General features: G+C 58.7%; 32 protein-coding genes. 14 read left to right on the plus strand and 18 right to left on the minus strand.

Translation table 11 applies throughout. The annotated features are described in order from the left end of the window. Position 1: 1 nt before the first annotated feature. Both SIB56_RS06000 and SIB56_RS06005 read right to left on the minus strand, forming a co-directional pair. Positions 2 to 535 carry a hypothetical protein gene (locus SIB56_RS06000; protein ID WP_413326404.1) on the minus strand — a complete coding sequence of 178 codons (534 nt, stop codon included), beginning with the start codon at positions 533 to 535 and terminating at the stop codon, positions 2 to 4. Between the two features lie 13 nt (positions 536 to 548). Continuing rightward, entirely contained in the window at positions 549 to 1,742 is a 1,194-nt protein-coding gene (locus SIB56_RS06005) for a hypothetical protein (RefSeq protein ID WP_413326405.1), read from the minus strand. Between the two features lie 177 nt (positions 1,743 to 1,919). On the opposite strand from SIB56_RS06005, the gene SIB56_RS06010 reads away from it, so the two are divergent. Further along, entirely contained in the window at positions 1,920 to 2,846 is a 927-nt protein-coding gene (locus SIB56_RS06010; RefSeq protein ID WP_413326406.1) for an N-acetylmuramoyl-L-alanine amidase-like domain-containing protein, read from the plus strand. Here SIB56_RS06010 and SIB56_RS06015 read toward each other — a convergent pair. Together SIB56_RS06015 and SIB56_RS06020 are read right to left on the minus strand one after the other, a co-directional pair. Then, positions 2,825 to 3,262 carry a hypothetical protein gene (locus SIB56_RS06015; RefSeq protein WP_413326408.1) on the minus strand — a complete coding sequence of 146 codons (438 nt, stop codon included), beginning with the start codon at positions 3,260 to 3,262 and terminating at the stop codon, positions 2,825 to 2,827. The two genes, SIB56_RS06010 and SIB56_RS06015, sit on opposite strands and share 22 nt — an antisense overlap. 41 nt (positions 3,263 to 3,303) lie before the next feature. Further along, on the minus strand, positions 3,304 to 4,062 hold the full coding sequence (locus SIB56_RS06020) for a neutral zinc metallopeptidase (protein ID WP_413326410.1): 759 nt from the start codon (positions 4,060 to 4,062) through the stop codon (positions 3,304 to 3,306). 100 nt (positions 4,063 to 4,162) lie between these two features. On the opposite strand from SIB56_RS06020, the gene SIB56_RS06025 reads away from it, so the two are divergent. The 4 genes from SIB56_RS06025 to SIB56_RS06040 all read left to right on the plus strand — a co-directional run bounded on the left by SIB56_RS06025 (position 4,163) and on the right by SIB56_RS06040 (position 6,865). After that, positions 4,163 to 4,849 carry a hypothetical protein gene (locus SIB56_RS06025; protein WP_413326412.1) on the plus strand — a complete coding sequence of 229 codons (687 nt, stop codon included), beginning with the start codon at positions 4,163 to 4,165 and terminating at the stop codon, positions 4,847 to 4,849. A 5-nt stretch (positions 4,850 to 4,854) separates the two neighbouring features. Continuing rightward, complete coding sequence (locus SIB56_RS06030; RefSeq protein ID WP_413326414.1) at positions 4,855 to 5,472, plus strand: ARC6/PARC6 family protein; 618 nt, start codon at positions 4,855 to 4,857, stop codon at positions 5,470 to 5,472. Then, the gene (locus SIB56_RS06035) at positions 5,469 to 6,332 is read left to right on the plus strand and encodes a peptidoglycan recognition family protein (RefSeq protein WP_413326416.1); all 864 of its coding nucleotides are present in this window, start codon (positions 5,469 to 5,471) and stop codon (positions 6,330 to 6,332) included. The genes SIB56_RS06030 and SIB56_RS06035 overlap by 4 nt, the downstream gene beginning before the upstream one ends. 197 nt (positions 6,333 to 6,529) lie before the next feature. After that, complete coding sequence (locus SIB56_RS06040) at positions 6,530 to 6,865, plus strand: hypothetical protein (protein ID WP_413326418.1); 336 nt, start codon at positions 6,530 to 6,532, stop codon at positions 6,863 to 6,865. 3 nt (positions 6,866 to 6,868) lie between these two features. On the opposite strand, the gene SIB56_RS06045 is transcribed toward SIB56_RS06040, so the two are convergent. The 3 genes from SIB56_RS06045 to SIB56_RS06055 form a co-directional block, all read right to left on the minus strand. After that, a complete protein-coding gene (locus tag SIB56_RS06045; protein ID WP_413326421.1) occupies positions 6,869 to 7,444 on the minus strand; it encodes a hypothetical protein in 576 nt (191 codons plus the stop codon). A 388-nt stretch (positions 7,445 to 7,832) separates the two neighbouring features. Beyond that, positions 7,833 to 8,390, minus strand: coding sequence for a hypothetical protein (locus tag SIB56_RS06050; protein ID WP_413326423.1), 558 nt, complete (start codon positions 8,388 to 8,390; stop codon positions 7,833 to 7,835). Positions 8,391 to 8,959: 569 nt separating this feature from the next. Then, positions 8,960 to 9,127, minus strand: a complete 168-nt coding sequence (locus tag SIB56_RS06055; protein WP_413326425.1) for a hypothetical protein — start codon at positions 9,125 to 9,127, stop codon at positions 8,960 to 8,962. A gap of 290 nt (positions 9,128 to 9,417) precedes the next feature. Between SIB56_RS06055 and SIB56_RS06060 the strand changes: the two genes are divergently transcribed. From SIB56_RS06060 to SIB56_RS06070, 3 genes are all read left to right on the plus strand, one after another. Beyond that, positions 9,418 to 9,924, plus strand: a complete 507-nt coding sequence (locus SIB56_RS06060; protein WP_413326427.1) for a DUF3828 domain-containing protein — start codon at positions 9,418 to 9,420, stop codon at positions 9,922 to 9,924. A 27-nt stretch (positions 9,925 to 9,951) separates the two neighbouring features. Then, on the plus strand, positions 9,952 to 10,806 hold the full coding sequence (locus SIB56_RS06065; RefSeq protein ID WP_413326429.1) for a DUF429 domain-containing protein: 855 nt from the start codon (positions 9,952 to 9,954) through the stop codon (positions 10,804 to 10,806). Positions 10,807 to 10,969: 163 nt separating this feature from the next. Further along, positions 10,970 to 12,709 (plus strand): gamma-glutamyltransferase family protein, encoded by a 1,740-nt coding sequence (locus SIB56_RS06070; protein WP_413327168.1) that lies wholly within the window; start codon positions 10,970 to 10,972, stop codon positions 12,707 to 12,709. 15 nt (positions 12,710 to 12,724) lie between these two features. Here SIB56_RS06070 and SIB56_RS06075 read toward each other — a convergent pair whose 3' ends face one another. The 4 genes from SIB56_RS06075 to SIB56_RS06090 all read right to left on the minus strand — a co-directional run bounded on the left by SIB56_RS06075 (position 12,725) and on the right by SIB56_RS06090 (position 17,108). Then, complete coding sequence (locus SIB56_RS06075; protein ID WP_413326431.1) at positions 12,725 to 14,359, minus strand: FAD-dependent oxidoreductase; 1,635 nt, start codon at positions 14,357 to 14,359, stop codon at positions 12,725 to 12,727. Between the two features lie 89 nt (positions 14,360 to 14,448). Next, on the minus strand, positions 14,449 to 15,063 hold the full coding sequence (locus SIB56_RS06080; RefSeq protein WP_413326433.1) for a hypothetical protein: 615 nt from the start codon (positions 15,061 to 15,063) through the stop codon (positions 14,449 to 14,451). A 91-nt stretch (positions 15,064 to 15,154) separates the two neighbouring features. Further along, on the minus strand, positions 15,155 to 16,120 hold the full coding sequence (locus SIB56_RS06085; RefSeq protein ID WP_413326435.1) for an SDR family NAD(P)-dependent oxidoreductase: 966 nt from the start codon (positions 16,118 to 16,120) through the stop codon (positions 15,155 to 15,157). Then, entirely contained in the window at positions 16,113 to 17,108 is a 996-nt protein-coding gene (locus SIB56_RS06090; protein ID WP_413326437.1) for an SdiA-regulated domain-containing protein, read from the minus strand. Before SIB56_RS06090 ends, SIB56_RS06085 begins: the two co-directional genes overlap by 8 nt. A gap of 171 nt (positions 17,109 to 17,279) precedes the next feature. On the opposite strand from SIB56_RS06090, the gene SIB56_RS06095 reads away from it, so the two are divergent. Continuing rightward, positions 17,280 to 17,426, plus strand: a complete 147-nt coding sequence (locus tag SIB56_RS06095; RefSeq protein ID WP_413326439.1) for a hypothetical protein — start codon at positions 17,280 to 17,282, stop codon at positions 17,424 to 17,426. 94 nt (positions 17,427 to 17,520) lie between these two features. After that, complete coding sequence (locus SIB56_RS06100) at positions 17,521 to 17,715, plus strand: hypothetical protein (protein WP_413326441.1); 195 nt, start codon at positions 17,521 to 17,523, stop codon at positions 17,713 to 17,715. A gap of 84 nt (positions 17,716 to 17,799) precedes the next feature. On the opposite strand, the gene SIB56_RS06105 is transcribed toward SIB56_RS06100, so the two are convergent. Continuing rightward, the gene (locus tag SIB56_RS06105) at positions 17,800 to 18,222 is read right to left on the minus strand and encodes a DoxX family protein (RefSeq protein WP_413326442.1); all 423 of its coding nucleotides are present in this window, start codon (positions 18,220 to 18,222) and stop codon (positions 17,800 to 17,802) included. Positions 18,223 to 18,291: 69 nt separating this feature from the next. Between SIB56_RS06105 and SIB56_RS06110 the strand changes: the two genes are divergently transcribed. After that, on the plus strand, positions 18,292 to 18,768 hold the full coding sequence (locus SIB56_RS06110; RefSeq protein WP_413326444.1) for a cupin domain-containing protein: 477 nt from the start codon (positions 18,292 to 18,294) through the stop codon (positions 18,766 to 18,768). Positions 18,769 to 18,814: 46 nt separating this feature from the next. Continuing rightward, a complete protein-coding gene (locus SIB56_RS06115; RefSeq protein WP_413326446.1) occupies positions 18,815 to 19,555 on the plus strand; it encodes a class I SAM-dependent methyltransferase in 741 nt (246 codons plus the stop codon). A 24-nt stretch (positions 19,556 to 19,579) separates the two neighbouring features. Here SIB56_RS06115 and SIB56_RS06120 read toward each other — a convergent pair whose 3' ends face one another. Further along, the gene (locus SIB56_RS06120; protein ID WP_413326448.1) at positions 19,580 to 20,074 is read right to left on the minus strand and encodes a cupin domain-containing protein; all 495 of its coding nucleotides are present in this window, start codon (positions 20,072 to 20,074) and stop codon (positions 19,580 to 19,582) included. A 96-nt stretch (positions 20,075 to 20,170) separates the two neighbouring features. Between SIB56_RS06120 and SIB56_RS06125 the strand changes: the two genes are divergently transcribed. Both SIB56_RS06125 and SIB56_RS06130 read left to right on the plus strand, forming a co-directional pair. Further along, on the plus strand, positions 20,171 to 20,560 hold the full coding sequence (locus tag SIB56_RS06125; RefSeq protein ID WP_413326450.1) for a putative quinol monooxygenase: 390 nt from the start codon (positions 20,171 to 20,173) through the stop codon (positions 20,558 to 20,560). A gap of 183 nt (positions 20,561 to 20,743) precedes the next feature. Then, positions 20,744 to 21,508: a GAF domain-containing protein gene (locus SIB56_RS06130; protein WP_413326453.1), complete on the plus strand. Its 765-nt coding sequence runs from the start codon at positions 20,744 to 20,746 to the stop codon at positions 21,506 to 21,508. Here SIB56_RS06130 and SIB56_RS06135 read toward each other — a convergent pair whose 3' ends face one another. From SIB56_RS06135 to SIB56_RS06155, 5 genes are all read right to left on the minus strand, one after another. Next, positions 21,509 to 22,714, minus strand: a complete 1,206-nt coding sequence (locus SIB56_RS06135) for a glycosyltransferase (RefSeq protein WP_413326455.1) — start codon at positions 22,712 to 22,714, stop codon at positions 21,509 to 21,511. It lies immediately after the preceding gene. Between the two features lie 173 nt (positions 22,715 to 22,887). Beyond that, the gene (locus SIB56_RS06140) at positions 22,888 to 23,358 is read right to left on the minus strand and encodes a hypothetical protein (RefSeq protein WP_413326457.1); all 471 of its coding nucleotides are present in this window, start codon (positions 23,356 to 23,358) and stop codon (positions 22,888 to 22,890) included. Between the two features lie 204 nt (positions 23,359 to 23,562). Continuing rightward, complete coding sequence (locus tag SIB56_RS06145; protein WP_413326459.1) at positions 23,563 to 23,832, minus strand: hypothetical protein; 270 nt, start codon at positions 23,830 to 23,832, stop codon at positions 23,563 to 23,565. A gap of 154 nt (positions 23,833 to 23,986) precedes the next feature. Next, the gene (locus tag SIB56_RS06150) at positions 23,987 to 24,250 is read right to left on the minus strand and encodes a hypothetical protein (RefSeq protein WP_413326461.1); all 264 of its coding nucleotides are present in this window, start codon (positions 24,248 to 24,250) and stop codon (positions 23,987 to 23,989) included. A gap of 49 nt (positions 24,251 to 24,299) precedes the next feature. After that, complete coding sequence (locus tag SIB56_RS06155) at positions 24,300 to 25,109, minus strand: VanW family protein (protein WP_413326463.1); 810 nt, start codon at positions 25,107 to 25,109, stop codon at positions 24,300 to 24,302. Positions 25,110 to 25,138 lie beyond the last annotated feature (29 nt).

The following is a 25,138-nucleotide window of genomic DNA, read 5'->3' on the forward strand; positions in this document are numbered from 1 at the left end:
GTCAACGGCTCCCCAGCAGAGTGACGGCCCCGGGTACCACCAGTCGGTAGGTCCTTGGTGAGGCGAGCAGGGTGGGCAACCAGAACAGCAGAATCACATCAAGCAGCACGAAGCCCAGCAACACCACCCAACCTCCTGTTGGCACGGGATAGAAGTTTCCTCCACCCTGGATCGGACTGGTCCCGGTGATTTGCCATTGAAAAATGGTGAACCAACCCAGACAGAGCCAGCCGTAGATCGTCAGCAGGATGGCGGCCAGCCACCACATCGGTTGCATCTGCCGGGTCTGGCTGGAGCTGCGTGGCTTCGCAGACCAGGTGATCGCAATCCAGATCAGCAAAGCTGTGATGCAGCCTGCCCAGAACACCGTGAAAGCTGGACTGCTTCCAGTTTGCAGATAATCATCCAGTTTCAGTCCCGGTCCTACCATGATTCCCGGGAAGAGATTGAGAAAGATCCAGTTCTGGCCAAGGAAGATCCAAGCGATTCCAATCGCGACCGAGGCCATTAACAACAGCCACTGCAGAGTTTTCATCGTCAGAACGTGATTAGGAGCTTGTGAGCAAACAGAAGGCTGCTGCCGGTGTTGTTCCAGGGGCCACCATAAGCTTTCCGAGACTTGTCATCAGCAACATCAATCCGTCTGTCTGGTTTTGCGGAGTGTCAGTGTCTTGACCTGATCGATCCCACTGCAGCCACCATGTCTCTGGAAGCTGTCCGCGTGGAACCGATGCACGAATGGATTGCCCTGTGATACCTGATGAGAGGGCAATTTTGACATGGAGGTCAGATCCACTCACGGCGAATTCATCTATTGATATTCCATTCAGCGAGCCTGAATAACCCGGCAATGAGATTGTCTCAAGCTGAATAAGCCCTAGATCGGATTGCCAAGTTTGAGTGCTTGGATTGTTGCTGCTGCTCAGAATCAGACCTTTGGCATTGTTGAACAGACGAGCGAATTGATAATCAGAGTTTTGTGAAGGGCTGTAGGTGGTGCTGCCCAAGCGAATGGGAACGCCTGCCCCAACAGCATCCGCTGGTACCCCACCAAGGGCTTGAGCCTTGAGCGTGCCGCGGTTCACCTGATCTTCGAGATGCGTCAGTTTCATTGACCCGGCAGGGACGCCGGCAAGCGCAGCCTTGGTTTTCACGGATTGCATCAAGGTGTGCAGCTGGTCACGGGGCCCCGTGGCAAGCAGAAAGATGGGTCTGCTGGCTTCTCCCTCGTGAATGACCTCCCCCTGGCTGTTGAACACACGGCCTTGAAAGGGGAGTTGCAGTGCCAACACTCCAATGACGGCGCCTGCTTCCACGTGCGGTTTGATTGCACCCACCAACTTCGCGATGTCACCGTCGTTGACCTCCAGATCACTCACGACCATCCTCAGCGGGATTTGTCCGTCAACGAGCTCTGCTTCCTTCCACAGTGAGTCCGGGCTGGAGGTCACTGGAGTGAAGCCTTTGCAGCCTTGGAAGAAACAGGGATCAGCAGCCTTCAACGGGCTCTTGACTGTGCTGCTGGTTCCGGACCCCACGCGTTTGGTCTGAAGTGTGAGCCCCTCTGAGGCAGCGGCAAGGTTCAGGCCTTTCAGCAACGATTTCCAGGTGTTCAGAGCTTCAGGTGATCCAGTCAGCCCAAGCATCGATCCGCTGCCATCGATGGCCAGATCCAGTGTGGCGGCAGCTGATGTGTTGTTCCAGAGGGATTGCTGTGCACTCGTCGGAGCTGTTGCGCCCACCACGCAGTCCGGCAATCGGGCACCGCTGCATGCACTCAGGAGGAGCGAGGTCAGTGCGAAACCAAACCAGGATCGCCCTGAAAAGTGTTGGTGACTCAATCGATCTTGATCGAGAATTGAAATCACATTACGTAAGCCAGAGTTCTTGGCAGCGTTTCACTTCTGGTCTGCATCGGCGTGAACATCACTCCCTGGCTGATCTTCGCTCCCATCACAGCCGTTGCCCTGGTGTCTGATGCCCGGGTTGACGCACCGAATTCCGCTTCAGTGCCCGCCGCAGAGGCTCCGATCACGGTTCCATTGATGCAACCGACCGTGCGGCCCGCTCCTGCAGTGGTGGAGGGGACGCGCGAGCGATTTGAACAGGCTCGTGCTCTGATTCAAGGCTTGACGGTCAATGCGGCGATCGCGCGACTGGCCGAGTCGTTTCTGGGAAGTCCCTATCTGGCGGGGTCTCTGGATGGTGCAGGCCCGGAGCAGCTGCGGCTTGACCTGACCCGCTTCGACTGCATGCTGTTCATCGAGCAGCTCCTGGCATTGGCTCTCTCCGACTCTTTTGATCAGTTCGTCGAGCACACGCGGAATCTTCGTTACCGAGATGGTCAGGTCAACTACTGCACACGCCAGCATTATTTCCATGACTGGGTGCGATCAGCTCAAAGCCAGAACCTGCTCGAAACGACATCTGGTTGGCCTGGAGAAATCACGCGCTCCTTGCTATTGAATTTCATGTCGGAGCAGCGGCAGCTGTATCGGCCGATGCAGTCACAGGAGCTTTTTGATTGCATTCGCCGCAGAGATGAAAACCGTCAGGTTGTTCAGCACTACGTGCCCCTTCACGCCATTGAATCTGTGCTGCCCCGCATTCAATCCGGCGACCTTTTTGCCATTGCCACGCGGATTGAGGGGTTGGACGTCAGTCATACCGGTGTTCTGGTCCGGGACAGATCAAGCGTGGATGCCATCCATGCCGCTCCAGGCCGTGGGGTGATGCGTTCGAGATCATTCGGCCGTTATCTGCGTTCGATCCCAGATGCCATCGGCGCTGTGATAGTGAGACCCGTTCACCCAGAGCGCATGTCTCAGGAGCAGCCTGGCACCTGATCCCGGATCGCTGTCCAGATTCGAATCATCGCTGTGTTTCCGGCTTGGATCGTGCGTCCGCGCATGTCAGGAAAGCGTTGATAGAAGCGATCGTCGACGATGGCCTCGCAGCGTCGGATTGCGGCCCATTCATTAGCGAGGTCACCCTGCTGGTTGGTGAGCTTCACTCCCCGCAGAGAAGGATGGCGTCTCCAAAAGATTTCATCGGCGAGGGCATCGATCGGATCCTGAGGTTGGAGGGCGCTCACTGGTTGTCTTGGCTGCCGGCGGATCGGCTCCGAGGGGGACACTGGCGCTGACGGTGTTTCTGTTGCTGGCGCCTTGCCCTGAGGCTCTTGTCGTGACAGGTTCATCCCAATGCTCATGAGGATTCCCAGGCCGATCAGCCCCAGAGGGAAAGCAAGAACAAGCACCAACAAGGCCTGTTGGTTGGTGAATCCCTGAGTTTGTATTCGTATCACCACTTGTCTTCCCTAGCCCGGGTCAACATTGCAAACACTCCGGCCAACATTGCAATCATTAGACCAACTCCTAGAAACAGACCCACGAAGGGTGCTGCGCTGGCGGGTGGACGCTCAAACTGGGGATCTGGTGCTGGGTTTGCCGGGATTGGAGTGACTGGTGCACGCGGTGATGGTTTTGCTGGACCGGTGTCAGTTGGTTCAGAGGTCCTTGGTGCACTGTCGCCTGGCAAGCGGAAGCCTTGGAGGTATCCATCTTCAAAAGCTTTTCGACGTTCCGTTGGCGTTCCATGGTGATCGTGGTGATAAACCTGGTAGTCGCCAACACTTTCAAAGGTGTCGAGAGCTTCTTCGACATCCCCTGCCTCGAGCGCACCCTTCATTTCCGCAAAGCGTGCAAATCCTCCTGCGAAGGCATCAGCTGCTAACTCTCCTTCTTTACCGACAGGATGTTGCTTGCGTTTAAACATATATGCATGTCCAAATTCGTGGGCGATGATTGATAAGGCACCAAAGTCTCCATAACGCTGCGCGACCTGATTGCCCAGACCCAATTCCAGATAAACAGTGTGGTCAGCTGGGCAGTATGCAGGCGCATCGATCCCAGGGTTAGGGCATCCTCGCGAATAAGCCTTACCTTCAAAGAAAAAAAGCCTCGGCGGTTTGATCCTTCTGCCGTATGGCAACGTCTGGATGTATTCAATCAATAGATCCTCAACGGCTGCGGCATGACGAAGATCCCAGGCTCCTTGCACGGGCCGGAACGGCAGCGCTGCCAACAGGAAACACGCTGTTAAGAGACCTCTGCGAACGATTTGCACTGAGTTAGCTTCCATTGCGAATACAACTGTGCTTATGGCCTCGGCGATTTCATTTCAGGCTGGCAAAGCATTCCGAGCAGGCTGGAAAGGATTCAGTCGCAATGCCGGTGTACTCGTTGGCTTCACGGTACTGGCTGCAGTGGTGCTCGGCTTGTTGCAAGCCATTCAGTATGGGCTGGTTGCTGCAGTGGTGGTGAACAACCCTGATGCTGTTGGAGGTGTATCTCTCCTGCTTTTTGGAATCGCACTGCTGCAGGCAATTGTGGGGCTCATTTATTCAATCGCCCTGCTGAATGGCGGACTGAGATCAGTTCGCGGTGAGAGCCTTGCTTTTTCGGATTTATTCAGCAAGGTCACTGAAGTACCCAATTTGATCGGGCTTCAGATTTTCGGGACACTGGCCGTTCTCCTTGGTTCATTGGCTTTTGTTATCCCGGGAGTTTACCTGGGAGTTGCCTATGTTTTTGCAGGGATGGCACTTGTGGACAAGCCTCAATCTTTTGTTGATGCACTAACTCTCAGTCGCAGACTCGTAACCCCTCACTGGTTTGATATCACAATATTTTTACTCGTTGTGATTGGAATCATCCTGCTCGGATATCTTGCAATTCTTATAGGAGGATTCGTAAGTGTGCCTGTGGGATTTTGCATGATTGCAGCAGGCTATCAACAACTACTTGTTTTGGCTGATAACAACAATCAAACTGACAGCGTAGAATAATAAACATGAAGCGTATTCTCAAAGGCCAATCAGGTTTCACGAACCAGCAGGCTTTATTGGTTCTGCTGATCTGCTTCCCGGTTGGATTGATCGGGATTGGCGTCTTGATCGTTCTGCTTCAAAGGCCTCCTTCAACCGTAGCCCAGGCACCTCCATCAGAAGTAAAGCAGGAAGACCTAGATCAATCCACGACAATCCAGCCTTTGCCACGGTCCAATCAAACGTTTGTTCAACCTCCGGCTCTGAGCGAACAACAGGCTCGATCAGTTGTTGAGCAATGGCTCACTGTGAAGTCCCAGATCTTTGCTCCTCCGTTCAACACCGATCTCGCCGATCAAGTAGTGGCATCGGGTCCACTCTGGACTGATCTGACCAAAGAAAATGGTTCGATTAATTGGTTGAAGAAGGAAACCAGTTATTACACGTATGACGTCATACGTGTCAATAGAGTCTTAAGTTTTTTGCCCTCTGAAACAATGCCTTCGATTGTTGTCTCTGTAACTGAAAATTCGGTTCTTCATTCTCCGAATGGGAACGAAAAATCATCAAATACCAATAACTGGATGTACACTTTGAAAAAAGAGAGTGGTCGCTGGAAAATCTGGGATTACCGTAAACAGTGAAAATCAAAAAATTGCATCGATTTCATATTGCGTTTTTACTGGTGCTGTGCGGATGCTCTTCCTTTCCGCCTCAGCTCAATTGGTTTTCTGATTCAAAGCGAAATGATGATCATGGATTGATCGAGCAGTTTGAAGACCGAAATCAAGCTGAAGTCAAAGCAAAGCTCCCGCCGCTAATGGCCCTTGTTAATGCTCCACTTCAAGCGGCTAACCCTTCAGAGATCCAGCGGTGTGAAGCACTCCTGCAAATTCCAGAAGAAGAATTTCAACCAGCCCATCCAACAAACTTTGGAGAGCGAAAAACCAAGGATTCATGGGGGCGTGAGTTACAAACAAAGCCGATGGTGATTGTTTTGCATGAGACTGTGATCAACGAATCACAAACTGTCGATCTTTTTCAGACCAATCACCCCGAGGATCATCAGCAGGTCAGTTACCACATGTTGGTTGCTGAAGACGGTAGGCGAATCCGGGTGGTTCCTGATGAAAAACGTGCTTACGGAAGTGGAATGTCTGCTTTTGGAGATGTCACGATGCGTTCCCGTCCAGGTGCTGTTGGCTCAATCAACAACATTGCACTCCATATCAGTCTGATCACACCTCAAGATGGCCGAGGTGATGTGCATTCGCATTCCGGCTACACGGAAGACCAATACAGATCTTTGGCTGAACAGGTATTGCTCTGGCAGGCCAAGTTTGGAATCCCAATCACTCGGCTAACAACGCATGCAGCGGTGGATCGCAGCCGAAGCCGTTATGACCCGCGAAGTTTTCGCTGGGATCGTTTTGATCCTTACTATCAGCGTGCTGCCAACATCTGCGGTTTTCATCAGTTCGACAATGAGCAGGCAGGACCATGAGCGAGCCGCCTTCTGATCTCAGTGATATTCGTCAGACTGGAGATGATGCTGAACGCCTATTGAGATCGCTTGATCAAACAGATCGTGGCGAGCACGCACAAATATTGTCTGTTCAGTCTGGTGATATTCCGTCAACCCCCACTGATGGTGATGATGCATCTCAAGCTGATCGAGAGGACCGATCTGCTCATCCGCTTTTGATTGTTCTCATAGTGGCAATAATTCTTGCTCCTGTGATCGCGCTCCTCTGGTCAGGAAGTCGCCCCTCAGTTGTTGCTCGAGAAGCTGCCCTTCGCTGGCAGCCAAGTTGTGGTTCAAGTTCCAGCCCCAGCGGACGTTGGTGGCCGGTGCTGGGACCTTCATCACGATCCGTGTTGAATCGAGTCAAACGGAATTATTGCGGTGATGCTTATCTCAATGCAGGTGGTTCTGTTCAGGTTGCCAGTTTCGGTACCCGTGAAGCAGCCGAACGCTTTCGTGATCGCATCAGTAAAGCGTCGGGTTTGTATTTCCGCGTCGGTAGCGGCAGATGATGGTCACTCGGGTGTGAACGCAAAGGTTCCATCTCCGACAGTCACACGAACATCTCCATCGCTGTCCACCGTCCAATTCCCGGTATATCTCACTCCCTCCAGGAAAACTTCAGCCTCAGAATCATCCCAGAGCACAATCGATCTTGTTAGACCTGAGGCTTCAACAACATCAAAAACCTTGTCGCCGTTTACATTGACGCGAGAGGTGACGGCACATCGGGTGCCCTTCAATCGACCGCCGGTTTCCATTTGAAACCAGCAATTGACTTCTCTGCGAATACCTTTCTTCGATTGACTTGCAAGGGGTTTTTGTCGGCTGGCATTTGGTTCAATCGCTGGCAATACCGGCTCTTTTGTCATGTCATTATCGGGGAAATCAATAACCTCAGGTGCTTCATCCGGGTTTACCTGCTCAGCGGGAGTCTGCAAAACGGCACGATCTGAGTTTTGGTTGACTGCAGTCAGCACCAGGCCGAGGCCAATAAGACCAATGGGAAATGCAATGAGCAGAGCAAGTAAAGCCTGTTGATTAGAGAAGCCAGCGGTATCAAGACTCAATCGGCGTGACATGTCATCCACGTATTCTGTTCATGGATTTTAGACAGCAAGCTTTTGAACCTCCCACAGTCTCCAAATTTGGATCTCGTCTTGATCAATTGATGCACTAAAAGTGCAAAAAGTTGAAGTCAGTCAATGATTTTCTGATCTTTCTGATCTTTCTGATCTTTCTGATCTTTCTGATCTTTCTGATCAAGCCTAGTTCTTTTGTAAAAACCTTTGCGGCCATCACTAATGTCTCCGCGACTCTGATTTGCTCAGCGTGATGATATACGGGAGTTCTCCTTATTGGCAGACTCCTGAAAAGTCACAAGTCGCAGTGGCAAAGAGGTCTAGAAACACTCGATCTATAAACGGGATTCCCAACCAGCCATGGCATGACAAGAACTCACGGCAGATCTGCAATGGCTCAGAACAGTTTGATCCTCATGGACGGTGCCGATGGCTTTGATTTTGTATTTGGCTCAGCAGGAGTGCTGTTCTGATCGGAATTGCCGGAGCTGCCGGAGGATCCGCCATAACACTCGGTGATCACGGCCTGATTGCCGCCGAGCACATCAGCGAAGCTCACATTCAGATTGATCACGGAAGGATCCAGCATCACGGCCTGTGTGGACAGCACGGCGTAGTTTCCCGGTTTGGTGCCATCCACAACGGTGCCTTTCGGCGGTGCCCAGGTGGCGGAAAACGTGCCGCGGGTGACATTGGTGCGAATCGGCTCTTCGCAGTAACCGGCCTTGGTGAGATCGGCACGGATCCTGGCCAGCAGCGCCTCCAGCGTGGTGTTCTGATGGCGGCTGTTGAGCGCCAGCTGCCCCAGCGGATTGGCACTGAACATCAGCTCGGCATTGGATCCCAGACTCGTTGGAAGGCTCTGGAGCAGCTGCTTGACCGGCTCGGCTGAGACACGACTGAAGCCTCCGCTCAGAGCGGTGAGGAGAGATAGCGCTGCGATTCTGCGAATCATGTTCCGATCAGGATCTGATCAAATATCCAGGACTTCATCAGCCCGGTCACTGCGCCTTAACGTCTCTTATCCAGCGGCATCAGGAACGGCTTCTCTCCACTGAGTGGTTGTACAAATACGTTCCGTGGAGATAGACGAGCCATCCATGGCATGAGTCAATCCAGCTCGCCGGCCTCCACCTTTGGTTTGTCTGAGGTCAGCAAGGCACGAGTAATGAGAAAATAATAGCTCTGTTGGGGGAGCACTTCTCCACCCTCAAGCAACAATTCAATTGTGATGAGAACAAGTCCTACCTAAGCCGATGGCCAGGTCACTACTGGAATGAGCCAGGTGCCCAGGAAACCATGATCAGCTTGCTTGCAGATGAAACAAAAAAATAATGGAAGCCTTTGATCACAAAGTCATGTCTTCCTGAACCAGTCAGTTCATTTGCAGGTGAGGTTGCCCGTTCTCCGTTCCGTTGCCATCAATGGTGTGTGGGAAGCGCTCTTGGTGGGGCGTCCACGTCATGAGGACGGAGGCGGCCATGCCGCCCCCCTCTTGATGCCGTCAGCTGAAGCGGCCAAGCCTCAGGCGACCTTGCTCTGCTCAGACTCCTCGGTTTCGGCTTCGGAACGCAGGAAACGCTTGCGCTGAGCCGACTCGTAGCCGGTCAGTTCAACCTGTTTCTTCTCGATCGGTTTGCGCTTGGTCTTGTCCAACCCCATCAAGAGGGGATGAATTCCTCGTCTGCTCATTGAACTTGTCCGGTTATTTGGTTTCCGCGTCCTGGTCGGCTTGACCATCCACGTTGGAAAATCATGACGTGTCTGGATCAGAGATGCGGTGTGATCGGAGACAAATGAAACGAAATGGCGATCACTTTTGAGTGATCAATCTCCGCCCGCTGAACCGATTGGCTGAAACATTGACTCGCACTGGATGATCATCCGCTGCTTGGGAATCAACAACGCAGCCTTCACCGGCCGCAGTAAACCCAGTTGTGGATCGAGATCACAGCCAGACTGGCCTCAACCGAAGCGCAATCATGCTGACTCTGCTGGCCACCAGCCTGATCGCCCTGTCCGTGCCGGCAGCCGATGGTCCCTGCCCCAGAGGCGTGGTGGATCAGCTCGATGGCCTCTACCGCTGGCAGGTGCAGCAGATGGACAACAGCGATGACCCTGCAACAGCGCTCTCCGGCCAGCGCCAGCGCTTCACACCATCACTGTTCAGGCTGCTGATGGAGGCCAGACAACTCACACCCGCGCGTGATGGCCGCTTCATCGATTTCGACGTGTTCAGCAACACCCAGGTGGCGACCTACGGAGCCAAGGTCAAGGGCTGCAGCGCGGAAAAGGGCGACAGCATCAAGGCTGAAGTGGCTGTGGATGTTGGCCTCAGGGGCCAGTCCAGCGGCATTCCGCAACGGTTGCTCTACGAACTGAACAAGGGCAACACGGGCAGCTGGCGCATCAACAACATCACCTACCTCGATGGCACGGTGTTTCAGCTGCGGTCATTTCTGCAACAGCTAATCGAGCCAACTCCCTGAGCCACGCACAGAATCAACATCGGCGTGATGCCCCATCCCAGCAACGCAACAACTGATCAAGGTGATGGCCTCAGTGTGCTGGGCATCGATGCCGCCTGGACAGCCCATCACCCGAGTGGCATCGCCCTGGTGCGGCACACCGCAGAGGGCTGGCGATGTGAGCTGCTGGCTCCCAGCTATGACGCCTTCATCAACCAGGCATCCGATCATGAATGCGATCCGGCTCGGAAGGCCAAAGGCAGCAGGCCTGATCCAGCCGCTCTGCTCAGGGCATCCAGGCAGCGGATCGGCAGCTGCATCGACTGCATCGCAGTTGACATGCCCCTGGCCATGACAGCGATCACCAGCCGACGTGCAGCCGACACCGCCATCGCCAGCCGCTACGGCTCAAGAGGTTGCGCTGTGCACAGTCCCTCAGCGCAGAGGCCGGGAGCCATCGCCGACCGGTTGCGCGCTGAGCTTGAGACCCTGGGCTACCGCTTGCAGACCGCCGCCAGCCCCCATCCTGAGGCCGCCCTGATTGAGGTCTATCCCCATGTGGCGCTGCTGACCCTGCTCAATCTCAGCTACCGGCTGCCTTACAAGGTGAGCCGTTCAGCCCAGTACTGGAAAGCAGAACAGCTCTCAATCAGCCAGCGCATCGAACGCCTGCTGAGTCACTTTCAGGAGATCCGATCCGGCCTCGACGCCCAGATCACCGGAATTCCGCCGTTCATCCCCAGAGCTTCGCAGGTGAGCACCCTTGCCTCTCTCAAACCGATCGAAGACATGCTCGATGCCCTGATCTGCGCCTGGGTCGGCATCGAACATCTCGAAGGCCGAACCCTTGGCCTCGGCGATCACAACGCCGCAATCTGGGTCCCGGCGGCGGGTGCTCGCTGAAAACTGAGCCGATTGTCCAGCTCGGGCCAGTGCAGCAGAAACTGATCCATCCAAACTCCTGAGACACACGTCCGCGCCAACGAGCAGCAGCGGCCAGGCTGGTGCGGTCATCCCAGAACTCCGCTTGCCCAGCTTTGCCCCACTGCTCAGAGCCCTGCTGCTGATGCTGAGTGCCGGCAGCCTTGCGGCAACCGCAGCGGCGCCGGTCAGCCGCGATGATCCGGAATCCTCCGACCCCGGCCGCAAGCGCATCTCCACAGCCGCCGGCTCTGCGGTTGTCGTCACCGCCAATCCCCTGGCCAGTTCAGCGGCATTGAAGGCTCTCAAAGAGGGCGGCAGCGCAGCCGATGCGCTGGTCACAGCCCAGAGCGTGCTGGCCGTGGTGGAACCGCAGAGTTCCGGCCTCGCCGGTGGTGGTTTCCTTCTCTATTGGGACGCGCAGGCGAAGACGCTGGAGGTGCTCGATGGCCGTGAAGTCGCGCCCAGCAGCAGTCGGCCCGGCGACCTGCTGACGCCAAGCGGAGAACCCCTGCCCTGGCGCGAGGCCACAGCCCGGCTGGATGCGATCGGCATCCCCGGAACGGTGGCACTGCTCTGGGAAGCCCATCAGCAGTTCGGGCGTCTGAGCTGGGCCAAAGGGCTGCAACCGGCGATCCGGCTGGCCAGCGATGGCTTCCTTCCCAGCCCGCGGCTGCTGCGCTCGATCAGCCTGGCCCAGCGCATCGGGACGGGTCACAGCCCTGCCTTTCAGAAGCTTTATCTGCCTGGCGGCAAACCACCCCAGGCCGATCAGCCCTTCCGCAACCCGCAGCTGGCGCAGACGCTGGAGGCACTGGCGCAACACGGCGGAACTGATTTCTATCGCGGAGCCCTGGCCCGGCAGATCCTGCAGGAAATGGCCAGGCTTCAGGCCGGCGACCCCGACTTCCGCGGCTGGAGCCGATCAGACCTCTCCTCCTATGCGGTGCTGCGCCGCCAACCGCTCTGCAGCAAGCAGCTGCAGCATCGGATCTGCACGATGCCGCCGCCGAGCAGCGGCGGACTGGCCCTGCTGCAGACCCTGGCCCTGCTCAACCAGAGCACCGATCTGGCGCGCTCCAGCGCCGCTGAGCCGCAGACCTGGCGGCAGCTGGCCAGCGCCCAGGCCTGGGCCGATGCCGACCGGCTCTACTGGGTGCATGACCCGATCGATGGGCCCGTGCCCACCGCGGCCCTGCTGGATCCGACCTACATCCGCAGCCGCTCCAGAGCCATGCAGGCCAGACCGGCGGAGGCAGCCACTCCAGGGCTGCCGCCGGGAGTCCATCGCTATCCCTTCGGTCGTCCAGGCAGGAGCCGCGAACAGGGCACCACCCAGGTGACGATCGTGGACGGCTTCGGCAACATCGCCAGCTACACCTCCTCGGTGGAGACGGTCTTCGGCAGTCGGCACCTGGTGGCCGGCATGGTGATGAACAATCAGCTCACTGATTTCGCCTTTAAGCCACGGATTGACGATCAACCGGTCGCCAACCGCCGCCTGCCCGGCCGCCGGCCGATGTCATCGATGGCGCCCACACTGGTGTTCAAGAAGGGCGAGCCGGTGCTGGCGCTCGGCAGTCCCGGGGGACGCAGCATTCCCCACCTGCTCAGCCGGGTGCTGCTGGCCTCACTGATCTGGAGGGAACCACCGCAGCGAGCCGTGGGCCTGCCCCATCTCTCCCGCCGCGGCAGCACGCTGGTGCTGGAAGAGGATCCACCGCTGCCCTGGCCGCTGGCTCTCGATCAGCTCCAGGGCGAAGAAGACATGGATGTTCGCCGGCAGCGCGTCGGCAGCGGCACCGCCCTTGTGCAGAAACTCAACGGTCGTTGGCAGGGTGCGGCCGATCCGCGCCGCGAGGGAACGGCACTGGCGCTTCCCTGAGACAGGCGCAGCCGACTAGCTCGCCAGCCAGGGCCACTCGATGCCCAGGGTCTCCAGCGGATCCATCACCAGCTTGTTGAGGGCACGCCCCAGCAGCACCTGCGGTTCATCGGCCCGGATCGGGATCACGGGATGCTGCCTGGTTCTGGGCACAGCCTCACCACGCACGATGCCTCGCCGCAGCAGCGAGTTGCCCGCCTCCAGACCGCACACGTAGGCCCGTTCCTGACACAGCCCCTTGGCGCCATGCTCCCTGGCGCCCATACGCACCCAGTCGCCGGCGCAGACCACCGGCGCCAGCGAGGTCTCAAGCGGCGGCCGCTTACTGAAACTCCCCGGCGAGAACAGCGACACCGATCCCGGATAACGGCGCACCTCCTGATCCACCACCCGGGCCTCAGCGAAAGCGGGCTGCGCCATCGGCAGCAGATCCTGCATCAGGCAGTCGACGATCTGCTGATCACTCAGCTCAGCGATCGCCGTGGCGTTGTAGAAGTCGCTGGCGACCACCGAGCCCTGCACCGGCTGATCTCCCCAGAGCTCCGCCTCGGTCTGCTTCTGCAGCTGATCGAGCATGAAGAAGGTGGCACCGGCACCGCGCAGCGCCTCAAAGCGCGAGAAGACATTGGCGGGATCGGCAACCGGCACATGGCGATCGAGCCACAACCGCACCGACACCACATCAATGCTGCCAAGCGTGCCGGCCTGCACCAGCTCCGGTGCCAACACGCCGCACTGCGGCGACTGCGCCATTAGCGAACCCATCCCCTTGGCACCCACCGCCAGCACCACCGCATCCACGTCATCGAGCACGGCGCTGCTGCCTGTCATCACATTGCGCGTCTCCAGCGAGCGGATGCTCTGACAGTCGACCGACACGTTCAGCCGTGTGGCCAGCGTGCCGCCCAGCACGGTCAGCTGATAGCGCTCGCGCAGCCGCTCGCTCAGCGGTTTGATCAGCTGCTCGGCGATACTCTTGCTGCGGATCCAGCGCACATCAAAGGAATCCTGATGGGCCAGGGCGTAGTAGTAGAGCAGCTCCATGGTCACCGCCGCCGACAGCTCCTCGGGCGGTTTGAACAGTCCCACCAGCAGGGTGGGCCGCAGGAAGTCGTCGATCATGCGATCACTGATCCGCAGCTGTTTGAACAGCGTCAGCGCATTGATCGCGTCGTAGCTGCGAAACACCGCATCACTGCGGTTGAGATCGAGCATGGCGTAGAGCAGTCCGGCGATGCTGAGCCGATCGGGCAGCGGCAGACGCTTGAAGTTCTTCACCGTGGCCAGCACCTGACCCACCGGACTGGGCAGATGCGGCGCGTCGCCGAACACCGGTGCCGTGGCCTCCAGCCCATCCGGCGACCAGAAGGCGCTGGTGGTGAACTCGGTGTAGATCTCACCGAGCCCAAGCTCATCGGTGAGCGCATTGATGTTGGGGTAGTCCTTCCAGAAGCCGCGGGTGCCGGCCTCGAACGGTTTGCCGCTGCCGGTGGTGATCGGCACACTGCCGCTGGGATCGGCCATGCCGTCGATCAGGGTCACGCGCACACCGGCTTCGCAGAGCGCCTTGGCCGCACCCCAGCCGCCCCAGCCGGCGCCCACCACCACCACGTGCGATTGCTGCTTCGCTGAAGAACCCGTTTCGACCATGGCGCTGCTGTGCGTCGGCACAAGCTAGTGAGCGAAAGCCGTCGGCAAGAGCATCTGCGTCAACGTCCATCGCGCTGCAATCGCCATGGTCAGCGGGTGTTCACACCGACACTTTCACAATCCTGGTCGATATCGGTGTTCCCGGGCGTGTCGTGGTCAAAGCCGATCTGAAACGACAGCTGGGCGACACGGAAGAGATTGACCTGCTTCTGGGCGGCAACGATGGCCTGACACTTCTCGAACAGGGTGCTGCCACCGCTGTTGGAGGTGTTGTAAGCGGGCAGGGAGGATGGCGATCTGACCGGCCTCTTCGGCTTATCAACAGCCGCTGAAGGTTCAGCTGTGCTGACGGGCGAAGACTCATCACCGCTGATCAGAACACCCAGTGCAATGAGATTGAAGACGTTGATCAGCATCGCTGCAGGTACACCGATCAGGATCCAGAGCATCCATCGACCCTGAACAGCGCGGATCGAACCCCAGCTTGCGAGCGAGCCGACCGGACCAGCTGTGAGGAAGCCCATCACTGCCGCCATGGTCTGCTGAGTGCCTGTGACTATCGGCGTGTCCGACACGGGTCCGTTATCACGGAGGGGGCGTGTCGGGTCTTGGTCGAACTGTGATGCCTCAAGAGAAGCGAGATGCTCATCAAGCTCGTCATTGAGTTTCCGGACATCGTCGTCATTTGGCGTGGACTCGCACATTGGATTGAGCAGCTAGCGGGATCCGAGGTGATGGATGACTCGGAGGGAGGAGGGGAACATCATTGCGCTGTCTTCCAAGCGCAACCAGCTCTCAGGAGGGGATGACGGACTGAATCAGCTCCTCCGACAGCCTCCACAGCCGCTCGGCCTTCTGCAGGTCGGCGCCCTCGGTGCTGGTATCGGTCGGCTCCAGCCGATGCCCGCCGAAGCTCACCACCTTGTTGGTGAAGTAGCGGAACCCCGGATCGATCTCCGGATCGCTCACCAGCTTTGCCAGCAGCCGACCGGCGTTCTCGGGCGATTCCGTGATGCGCAGCAGATCCCTGGCAAAAAAGGCAAACGCCCCCATTCCCAGAGGGTTGCTGCGCTTGTTGTACCGGAAGAAGCCGCCGCTGTTGCGGGTGATCACCAGCCCCGGGCTCCACGCGATCACGGGCATCGAGGCAGCCAGCTGCCTGTCGAGTTCCCTCGCCATCAGCACATTGCAGAGCTTGCTGTCTTTGTAGGCCTTGTTGCCGTCGAAGCGATCACCGCCGTTCACCATCGCGAAGCCCGCTCCGCCGCTGAGGCCCGCCAGTTCTCCAAGATCCGCGGGCTTGCCCACCTTGCCGGCACCGCTTGCGGGGTTGTGGACCTCCGAGGCGGTGATCACCAGCCGCGGACTGGCGGCCTTCTGCAGCAACGGCAGCAGCCGCATCGCCATCAGCTGATGGGCCAGCTGGTTCACCGCAAAGGTGAGTTCAATCCCCTGCGCCGAGAACTGCGCCTCGGAGGCGCCGGCGTATTGCAGACCGGCATTGAGCACCAGCGCGTTGAAGGCCGTGCCGCTCTCCAGCAGCTGGCTGCAGACGTTCTCAACGGCAGCGAGATCGGCCAGGTCGCAGATCAGGGCATGAACCGAACCGGAGAGCTGGCTCAGGGTCTGATCAGCCGCGGCCTGATTGCGGCAGAGAAGCGTGAGCGCATGCCCCCGGGAGCTGAGAACCTTGGCGGCCTCGAAACCCACCCCGGAGCTTGCTCCGGTCAGCAGCACACGCTGAGTTGCAGGGTCAGCCATGCAGCTTGAACACGTAGAGCTCGACGTCACGATCGCTCACCACGTAAACCCTGCCACGTTCGGAGTCCACGGCGATGCCCTCGGCCTTACGCACCCGCCTGGATTTGCCGCCGTCATCGAGCAGCAGATCAAGGCGCTGCAGCACCCGATCGCGAGTCCAGTCGTAGTGGAACAGGCACTGGCCATGGTCACTGGCGATCCAGAGCGTGTCGCGCCGGCTGTCGTAGCTCAGCCCGGAGAAATCCAGCCTGCGTGACCCGATCTTCGGATGGGAGAAACCGTTCGCCGTCGTCAGCAATCGCGACGACAGGATCGTGCTGCAGTCGGGATCGAGCTCGATCAGCAACCCCGGCCGACCTTCCTTGACCACGAACACGTGCTGATTGTGGCTGTTGACCGTGACTCCCTCAAGGCCCTTGTTGTCAGGCCGATCTGGGAAGTGCATCGCGATGCTGGCGTAATTGGCCATCGACGCCAGGGAACGCCGCTGCAGTTCGCGGCGACCATCGAGATCAACGCTGATCACCGAATTGGTCTCCTCCTGAACCGCCAGCAGTCGACTGCCGTCGCCGCTGAGCGCAAGCCCTTCCAGATCCAATGCATCCACAAAGAACGACTCGCTGATCAACACCCGGCCGTGAAGATCCATACAGAAGATGGCCTTGGTGTCATCACTCACCGTGTAGAGCGCCGTGCCATCGGCATTGAGAGTGAGGCCCGAGGGTTCATTCAGGCCGAGACCCGCATCAGCGATGCGCTGCCTGTGGATCAGTTCAAGGCGGAGGGGTCCCATCAGTGCTTCTGCCTGCGAAGCGGTTGTTGTCCAGTTAGCGGCATTGGCGTCTGTCAGCCGCGAACCACCGCGAAACTCAGACACGGATCCGGATTGTCGATCTCTCAACAGGGCTCTGGCATGACCACCAACCAGGGAGACTCCAACGGCTGAACCTACCGACAGGGCCAGCGCCAGCAGGGAACGTCGAGGCATCGGCCTACTGTTCGGCTGCAGCTTGTGATCACCGGGTTCTTTGATGTCAGACAGAGGGTTCGCAGGGCCCCTGGAGGGCCTTTGACAACGCTATGTGAACGCTAATGAGAATCACTTGCTCCAAGCTGAACGACCATGCTTTGTTGAGATTGAATCTCAGATGCAAGGACAATGCTTCGGCTGTTCGGCGATCGAAAATCCCTGCTGGAAGCCCTGATGCAGGACTGGGCTGAAGCCCAGCTGCAACTGCCGCGCACCAGCGAAATTCCCGAGCGACTGCGCATCCAGCGCACGCCCGTGCGCCCCTCCGGCAACTGACCGCAACCGAAGAATTCCCGAAGTTGCTCAATTCCTTCTCCAGCCTCTCTAAGGTCTGAACATCAGGAATTCGTTCTTCAGGAGGAATTGCGCGATGTCTGATGGCAAGCACAAGTTCGAGGAGTATGAGCTCCCTTACGGAACCAACGAAAAGCACTCACCTGAAGAGTTCGACCCCAAGAAGGACGGGGGCGTGAACAACCCCGACAGCCGTCACCGCGACAAGGTGCTTGACGAGATCTGCGACACCCATCCCGGATCACCGATGTGCAAGGTCTTCGACGAATGAGGCGGCGATCAGCGAACTGATCACATCACTGCAAACCCCACCGGTCGGTGGGGTTTTTTAATGCCCGCTGGCCTGAGGAAGACCTCAGCTTTTGCGATCGAAGGCCCCGGCACGCACCCGGCGGAAGTTGGGCGCAGCGTTGGCCGTGGAGCGGGTGATCGCCAGGATCAGAGCGCCGATCAGCGCCAGGTTCATCAGAAACGGGATCGTCTCGAACGGGAAGGCGTGGAAGATCAGCGTGGTGGGCACCAGGAACACCAGCAGCAGCGACGCCCCGAGGATCGTGTCACCGCCGAACACCAGCAGAATCGAACCGGCGATCAGCACCAGGATCGCTGCCAGCAGCAGGATGTTCGCCAGCGGCACGGGAATGCCTTTGGAGGCGATGCGCGCGGCGTTGCCGGCGAAGTTGGTGATCTTGCCCGGAGCCGCGTTCACGAACACGGCAGCAAGACAGACGCGGCCCAGGAAATCCAGTGCCCGGGATGGCGTGATGGGGTTACTCATAACGATCAAGCGGTGTCAGGCACCGCTTTGGTAGTGGTTGGAACAATAGTGACCAATTCCTGTGCGGCCATGCGAGCTTCTGTTCTGTCGCTGATCACCCTCACAGGCCTGCTGCTGCCCTGCCCGGCGGCAGCGGCCCATCAACATCACGCAGCACAGCACGTGACACCCGTCAGCGAACAGCGCACGGCCCCGCCCGATGCACCCTCCAGCACCGCAAAAGTGAGTGTGGAATCCCTGGGCAGCCTGGATCTCTCCAGCGAATTCGCCGCGCTGAACGGACGCATGCTGCGCACACGGCGGATCACGATCGCGCCCGGCGGCTCGGTGGCCTGGCATCAGCATCAGCAGCGACCGGGTGTCGCCTATCTGATCGAGGGAACCCTTGTAGAGGTGCGCGACGACGGATCAGGTCCCCGCTCGATCCAGCGCAGCGCCGGCGAGGCCGTCTTCGAGTCAACGGGTGTGCTGCACGGCTGGAGAAACGACTCAGGTCTGCCGGCCACGGCGGTGGTGATCGACCTCGTGCCGCTGGCACAGCCCTGAAGGCCAGGCCCGCATTCATAGGCTGGACGTTCGCAGGGCGTTGGGCATGAGCGATTACCAGGGACATGCCACCGGATATCAGACAGCCAAGCGGCAGCCCTGGCGCACCTATCTGGAACAACCCTCGGCGCTGGCGCTTCTGGGGGATCTCAGCGGACGCTCGGTGCTCGATCTGGGCTGCGGAGAGGGCCACTACACCCGGCTTCTCAGGCAGCTCGGAGCCGATCAGGTGCTGGGGGTCGACCTTTCATCCGACATGATCGAGCTGGCACGGGCTCAGGAGCGGAGCCATCCCCTCAACATCGACTACCGGGTGTGCGACGCCGGCGAACTGAGGCTGAACACAACGGTTGATCTGGTGTTCGCCGGCTATCTGTTCAACCACGCCCGCAACCGCGAGGAGCTGCGGGCCCAGTTCAGCACCATCAGCGATCTTCTGCGTCCGGGAGGGCGGCTGGTGGCGCTCAACAACAATCCCGACGACCCTCCCTCAAACTTCGAGGCGGGTCGTCCCTATGGCTACAGCAAGAGCATCAGCGGACCATTGGTGGAAGGGGCTCCGATCCACTACCGCTTCACGCTGGAGGACGGCGGTGTGTTCGAACTCACCGACTACTACATCAGCCGCGAAGTGATGCAGACGCTGATGGAGGACTGCGGCCTGCAACAGGTGCGCTGGCCGCAGCCTGTTCTGGCTCCGGAAGGGGTGGAGACGCTGGGAGCCGACTACTGGACAGCAATCATGGCCACACCACCGTTCTGCCTGATCGAAGCCACCCGGGCCTGAAGAACACCGTGCGCCATCAGCGCGTCATTTGATCCATTCGGTGGTGGGCAGGCCTTCGGCCGACGCCACCATCACCCAGACGACCGTTGGCTTGTCGCTCCTGTTCTCCACATAGTGAGGTTCGGAGGAGCCCTCAAGGAAGCTTTCACCGGGCTTGAACACGCTGCTCACCTCGCTGCCATCCGGCTGCACCCGGGTGTTGAGCAGTTCACCGGAATCAACGCCCTGCACATACACCAGCATCGGAGCGGGGTGGGTGTGCAGAGGAATCTTGCCGCCAACAGGAATCTCAACCCTGTAAAGGCGCAGCTCCGTCTTTCCCTCCGGGTAACTCAGCTGAGTGCCGTTGAGCGTCTCAGAGCCGCTGAACACCTCCTCCACCTTCACCTCGGTGGAGGCGGCGTCAGCTGTGGCAGCGGCGGAATCAGCGGCAGTCTCACTGCCGCGGTTCGAGCAGCCCGCAACGCCTGTCAGCAGAACGGATGCAGCCGCCAGGGCAGGGAGAACGATCGTGCGCATGAATTCGGATGTCGGAACGGACAGCTTCGACAGTGTGACCCGTGACCGATCCCCGGCAGCTGTTGCAGCGAGGATCGATGCTCTCGTTCTGATGCGATGGCGACGTTCGATTCATCCACTCCGTTCATGCTGCTGGCCCGTATCCACGTGAAACCTGGCTGCGTGGAGGCCTATCTGCAGCTGGCTGAAGCCACCGATGCGGCTGTGCAGGCCAGTGAGCCGGGCATGTTGCATCACACCTTTGATCAGGACCCCGACGATCCACAGTCCTTCGTCTGGTCGGAGGTCTACGCCAACGATGCGGCCTTCTCGGCCCATGTGAGCAACCCGCCGGTGCAGGAGTACCTGCAGAAACATGCCGAGCTGGGTGATGGTTTCAGCGTGGAGGTCTACGGCACGATCGGCGCCGAATGCCGCGCTCTGATGGAGTCGTTCGGGCTGCCGCTGAAGATCCATGAGAGCCTGCTGGGCTACAGCCGCGTCTGAACAGCGAAGCCTGCAGAAAGCCTCAGCGATCGCTGCCCACACATGAGGGATCACAGCGGAGATCTGCGATCTCATTCATTCCTCTTGAAACTTCACAGACCAACATCTCCGCCGTGAATTTCCATTGCCGGATGCAGTCAATCTTTCAATGACGCATACCTTGTTGGGGCAATGCATCAGGCGATGAAAACCGCTCTCATCCCTGAATTCGAACAGGAGCGCCTCAAGGCCCTGAGTGAATACAGGATTCTCGGTACGCGCCCTGAGCAGTCGTACGACGACATCACCCACATGGCCTCACTGGTGTGTGAGACGCCCATCGCCCTGCTGAGCCTGGTGGACAGCGACCGGCAGTGGTTCAAATCAAAGGTGGGCATCGATGCTGAGGAGACCCCCAGAGACTGGTCGTTCTGCGCCCATGCCATCCACACCGACCAGCCGCTGATCGTCACCGATGCGCTTCAGGACGAGCGTTTCGTGGACAACCCGCTCGTCTGCGGTGATCCCAAGATCAGGTTCTATGCCGGCTTTCCGCTCAACAACGACGCGGAGCATCGGATCGGCACGCTGTGCGTGATTGACCGCATACCCAACCAGCTGTCGGGCAATCAACTGCAGATCATGCAGGCCCTCTCCCGCCAGGTGGTGGCGTTCCTGGATCTGAGAAAACGCTCGATCAATCTGCTTGATTCGTTCTGCCTGGAAAGCACGCCTTCAGGAATCATCTCCACCTGCAGTTATTGCCGCAAAGCCAAGGACGAGAAAGGCGACTGGGTGCATCTCGATCAGTATCTGTCCCGACGCAGCACACTGAGCTTCTCCCACGGCATCTGCGACAGCTGCATTGAGGAGCACTTCCCCGAGGTGCTGGACGCCTGGCAGGCGGAGAGCAGAAAGGAGGCGCAGCCCGATCAGGCAGCGGCGCAGGTGCTCGATGATGAACTCTGATCAGCTCAGCTGACGCCCCTTCCAGGTCCAGCCACGGCCGGTGAGCGTGCGCCAGACCGACACCGGCCCGATTGCGCCCAGCAACAGACCGCCGGCACCCATCAGCCACCAGTAGGTCAGCGGCACGTCAAAACGGCGTCGCTGCCAGAAACGCAGCAGCAGCTGCTGCATGATCGCCAGCAACGACAGTCCCAGCAGCGCCAGCCACCAGATCGACAGCTGCGGCACCAGCATCAGAAGCACAAGGGCGGCAGGGAACTGCAGCCAGGGAGCGCTGAACATCAGCACCACCACGCCGGCGGCCCCGAGTGCCCGGCTCACATCGCGATCCAGACCGATGAACCAGTTCTTGGTCCAGCCTTCCCAGAGCGCGGGCAGGTCGGCATACATGCGCAGATCCACGGCATCGAGCCCGAGCAGATAACGCAGACGGAAGCCGGAGCTCTTGATGGATCTGGCCAGGGCCAGATCCTCCACCACCTCGGAGGCAAGTGCCCGATGACCACCCACGCTCTCGTAGGCGCTGCGTCGGAACAACATGAACGGACCAGCCGCGAATGCCACTTCCGACAACGGGTCATTGGCGGCTTCAATCGGGAATCCCAGGCCCAGCAGACTGGCCATGATCGGCTGCACCATCCATTCCGCCAGGCAGCCGCAACCCAGTCGCGGCGCCAGGCTGAACAGATCAGCCTCCTCACCACTGGCCTGAGCAAGGGCTCGGCGCAGAGCCTCGGGCCGCAGGCGCACATCGGCATCGATGAACAACACCCAGTTGCTGGACACCTCATCCATCGCTCTGGTGCAGGCCCAGTTCTTGCCCACCCAGCGCTCGGCGGGGGGTCGGGCACCTGCCCTGAGCAACCGGCAGGGAGGATCGCTGGCGCTGCGATCGTGGAGCAGAGCGGTCACGCGATCAGCTGTCGCATCGGACGACTCGTCATCCACCACCAGCACCTGCCAGTCGCGGCAGGGGGGATCGCTGGCAAGCACGCTGGCGAGACAGGGTCCGATGTTGTCCGCCTCGTTGTAAGCGGGGATCACCACACTCAGCGAGGTGTCCGGCAAGTCACCCTGCGGCGCTGACGCGAGAGAGGGTGCTATCGAAAACACCCGTTGCAGCCCGAGCTGAAGGATCAACAGACCGGAGCAGGCGGCAAAGGCGCTGGCCAGCGCCAGCAGTGCTGCGATCAGCAGAGGGTCCAAGAGCAGGCCGCAGTGAATCACACCAGCCAATCATCAGATGCTGACGGGCACCGGCGCGAGCCCAACAACCGCAGCGTCCAGTGATTCAGTGGATACCGGTGGATGGGCGGCATTGACATCGTGCCGAGCAATCCTCAGTGGAAGGAGCATATTTGCCCAAAGGTTGATTCACATCAATTGTCACCTGATTGCTCTTGAGCAGCATCAAACACAGACTCATCCACAGCCATACAGTCACCAGTGATTTCAATCTCAGATGAAATCATTCCAAAAGCAATCGCTGAAACCTGGGATCTCAGTTTTCCCGCAGGTTGAAACTCAATATCCAGCTCTCCTTCAACGTTCAAAGCCTCATTATCCTCAACAATTTTTGCACTCAACCTGCCACCGGAGATGAGCGCATCATCCCATTGATTGTTTTGGTTTTCTGCAGAAGGGTTGTATGTCATGAATCGATTGCCAACAGGATCAATCTTCAGGTAAAGCAGCTCCTCCCTGGTCTGCTCCTCATTGATCAGCTTTCCCGTACTGATCTCAGTGGAGGCAAGCGTCATCTGGTTCTTGCATTTCAGATAAACAAGGTTTTCAGCCGCAGCCGGTGACACTGAAAGAAGCAGAAAACCGGAAAGCGGAAGCAGTTTCATGTTGCAGGGCCAGGAGCGATTGTCAGCTTGATCCATGCTGACTCAGGCTCCCCATGGAGGTGACGGACGCCTGTTGGCCCGACAACCATTCTGCGGAAACAAATTGTTCTCAAGACCACATGACAGTGATCAGGTCAACAGAACTGACACAGGGGAGCTCCGCAGTTGAGCGATCAAGAAGCGTCTGCGCCCGCCGGTGCTGGCTCAGGCAACAGCGTCCGTTCGTATGACGGTCCAACCCATGCGCCGCAGCTCCAGTGATTTCCTGCGCAGGTCTGATGGCGGCACCTGCACAACCTGAGTGACACCACCTTGATAGGCGTGAAGCGACACGGTCTGCCGCACAGACAACGGGCACTGATCAGCAACAGACACACCCGGAAAGTCTGGCTGTCGTCGTCTCTCAGGGTCGGCAGCCTCAGCACCGCATGAGCGACCTTCTGTGTTGTTTTGATCTGGGTCGTCGAGGCCCATGGCATCTGATCCGTTGGATGCATGACAGCGCGTCTGAGCAGACGCCACTGTGCGATCAGCAACCGATCATCGAGCCGGTGCGATCAATGCTGAGCATCAGTAGCTGTTGCCACATTTCATGGCGAGCTTTTCAGGGCCATTGAGCCACAGCTGCTCAGCGGCCTGGCCCCTTGCCGCCATTCTGATCAGCGGATCCATGCCTGTGGCGGTACCCCTGTGCCACCGCAAGGTGACGCAGATAGACGATCTGGTGACGATCAGGAATTCCTGCAGCCCCGATCAATCCCAGCAGCCCGAAAAGCAGACCGGCAACAAACCACGACCGGCTGTTGCGGGCCTTCTGACGGGCAATCGTCGCGGCCAGAAACGCACTGGCCAGATGGGAGGCGACGATCAACAGCAGCAGCATCCAGTCCATGGCCAGAGACGCACGACACTCAACTAGCTAGCCACGGCAGAAGCTTTGCTCAAGCAGCAGTCAACAGGGGCTCATACATCATCAGCGCGTGGTTCTCCACCAGCAGCTTCTCCGAGCAGGAACCATCTCTGTTGCGTCGGATCTGGACAATCTGATTGTGCCTGGAGTAACCGCCCCAGACCTGTTGCTTGATCCGGTGATGACGCTCCTCCAGCCTGTAGGTGAATAGGTAATCCGTGTCACAGAGGAGTTCACCCTGCAGATGCGTGTCATCCAGCCACAGCTGGATGCGGAAGCAATACGGCGTGTGGTTCGTCAACTGCAGGTCGACGTAGTTGTACGCCAGTGTTGCCCCTGCTCCGAAGGGAATGGATCGGTTCACGTCGGGGAACACATCGAATCCGTGCCTCCAGCGCTCTGTGATCGTGAGAGGGCTGTGCCCTGCGATCCAGAACAACAGATTGCCCAGCTGGCACAGCCCTCCTCCCGGGCCCTGGGAAATCGTTCCCTGCTTCAGCACCAGGCCATCCAGATAACCCTTTCGGCGGGTGGGACGTCCCACCAGTTTCCATACGGAGAATGTTTCGCCAGGCCGGATCACCACGCCCTCCATCCTGGCGATGGCCAGTTCCAGATTCCGGCGCTTGTTGTGCTGGAGCTGCAGGTCAACTCCACGGAGGGGGCGGAGGATCAATGACTGGTGCCTGAATTTCGAATGGCTGGTCATCGGAGCGATCGAACGCGTCGCCCATGTCCGTCCGCCCGTGATCCAGTTGATCTTTCTCCTTGCGATGTGAAACTCCCGACCAAGCAGCTGCCGGATCCTGCTGCGTTGAACGGGCCTGGGAATTTCAAACATGCCCCGCGGTGTGCGCCGGCGCACTAACG

It is taken from the genome of Synechococcus sp. MIT S9503, assembly GCF_047304175.1.
GTDB lineage: Bacteria > Cyanobacteriota > Cyanobacteriia > PCC-6307 > Cyanobiaceae > Synechococcus_C.

Excerpts from the sequence above, each read along its gene's own strand:
- SIB56_RS06000 (WP_413326404.1), bottom strand. The coding sequence starts at position 535 with ATGAAAACTCTGCAGTGGCTGTTGTTAATGGCCTCGGTCGCGATTGGA.
- SIB56_RS06025 (WP_413326412.1), top strand. The coding sequence starts at position 4,163 with ATGGCCTCGGCGATTTCATTTCAGGCTGGCAAAGCATTCCGAGCAGGC.
- SIB56_RS06030 (WP_413326414.1), top strand. The coding sequence starts at position 4,855 with ATGAAGCGTATTCTCAAAGGCCAATCAGGTTTCACGAACCAGCAGGCT.
- SIB56_RS06050 (WP_413326423.1), bottom strand. The coding sequence starts at position 8,390 with ATGATTCGCAGAATCGCAGCGCTATCTCTCCTCACCGCTCTGAGCGGA.
- SIB56_RS06055 (WP_413326425.1), bottom strand. The coding sequence starts at position 9,127 with ATGAGCAGACGAGGAATTCATCCCCTCTTGATGGGGTTGGACAAGACC.
- SIB56_RS06060 (WP_413326427.1), top strand. The coding sequence starts at position 9,418 with ATGCTGACTCTGCTGGCCACCAGCCTGATCGCCCTGTCCGTGCCGGCA.
- SIB56_RS06065 (WP_413326429.1), top strand. The coding sequence starts at position 9,952 with ATGCCCCATCCCAGCAACGCAACAACTGATCAAGGTGATGGCCTCAGT.
- SIB56_RS06070 (WP_413327168.1), top strand. The coding sequence starts at position 10,970 with ATGCTGAGTGCCGGCAGCCTTGCGGCAACCGCAGCGGCGCCGGTCAGC.
- SIB56_RS06075 (WP_413326431.1), bottom strand. The coding sequence starts at position 14,359 with ATGGTCGAAACGGGTTCTTCAGCGAAGCAGCAATCGCACGTGGTGGTG.
- SIB56_RS06080 (WP_413326433.1), bottom strand. The coding sequence starts at position 15,063 with ATGTGCGAGTCCACGCCAAATGACGACGATGTCCGGAAACTCAATGAC.
- SIB56_RS06085 (WP_413326435.1), bottom strand. The coding sequence starts at position 16,120 with ATGGCTGACCCTGCAACTCAGCGTGTGCTGCTGACCGGAGCAAGCTCC.
- SIB56_RS06090 (WP_413326437.1), bottom strand. The coding sequence starts at position 17,108 with ATGCCTCGACGTTCCCTGCTGGCGCTGGCCCTGTCGGTAGGTTCAGCC.
- SIB56_RS06095 (WP_413326439.1), top strand. The coding sequence starts at position 17,280 with ATGCTTCGGCTGTTCGGCGATCGAAAATCCCTGCTGGAAGCCCTGATG.
- SIB56_RS06100 (WP_413326441.1), top strand. The coding sequence starts at position 17,521 with ATGTCTGATGGCAAGCACAAGTTCGAGGAGTATGAGCTCCCTTACGGA.
- SIB56_RS06105 (WP_413326442.1), bottom strand. The coding sequence starts at position 18,222 with ATGAGTAACCCCATCACGCCATCCCGGGCACTGGATTTCCTGGGCCGC.
- SIB56_RS06110 (WP_413326444.1), top strand. The coding sequence starts at position 18,292 with ATGCGAGCTTCTGTTCTGTCGCTGATCACCCTCACAGGCCTGCTGCTG.
- SIB56_RS06115 (WP_413326446.1), top strand. The coding sequence starts at position 18,815 with ATGAGCGATTACCAGGGACATGCCACCGGATATCAGACAGCCAAGCGG.
- SIB56_RS06120 (WP_413326448.1), bottom strand. The coding sequence starts at position 20,074 with ATGCGCACGATCGTTCTCCCTGCCCTGGCGGCTGCATCCGTTCTGCTG.
- SIB56_RS06125 (WP_413326450.1), top strand. The coding sequence starts at position 20,171 with ATGGCGACGTTCGATTCATCCACTCCGTTCATGCTGCTGGCCCGTATC.
- SIB56_RS06130 (WP_413326453.1), top strand. The coding sequence starts at position 20,744 with ATGAAAACCGCTCTCATCCCTGAATTCGAACAGGAGCGCCTCAAGGCC.
- SIB56_RS06140 (WP_413326457.1), bottom strand. The coding sequence starts at position 23,358 with ATGAAACTGCTTCCGCTTTCCGGTTTTCTGCTTCTTTCAGTGTCACCG.
- SIB56_RS06145 (WP_413326459.1), bottom strand. The coding sequence starts at position 23,832 with ATGGGCCTCGACGACCCAGATCAAAACAACACAGAAGGTCGCTCATGC.
- SIB56_RS06150 (WP_413326461.1), bottom strand. The coding sequence starts at position 24,250 with ATGGACTGGATGCTGCTGCTGTTGATCGTCGCCTCCCATCTGGCCAGT.
- SIB56_RS06155 (WP_413326463.1), bottom strand. The coding sequence starts at position 25,109 with ATGTTTGAAATTCCCAGGCCCGTTCAACGCAGCAGGATCCGGCAGCTG.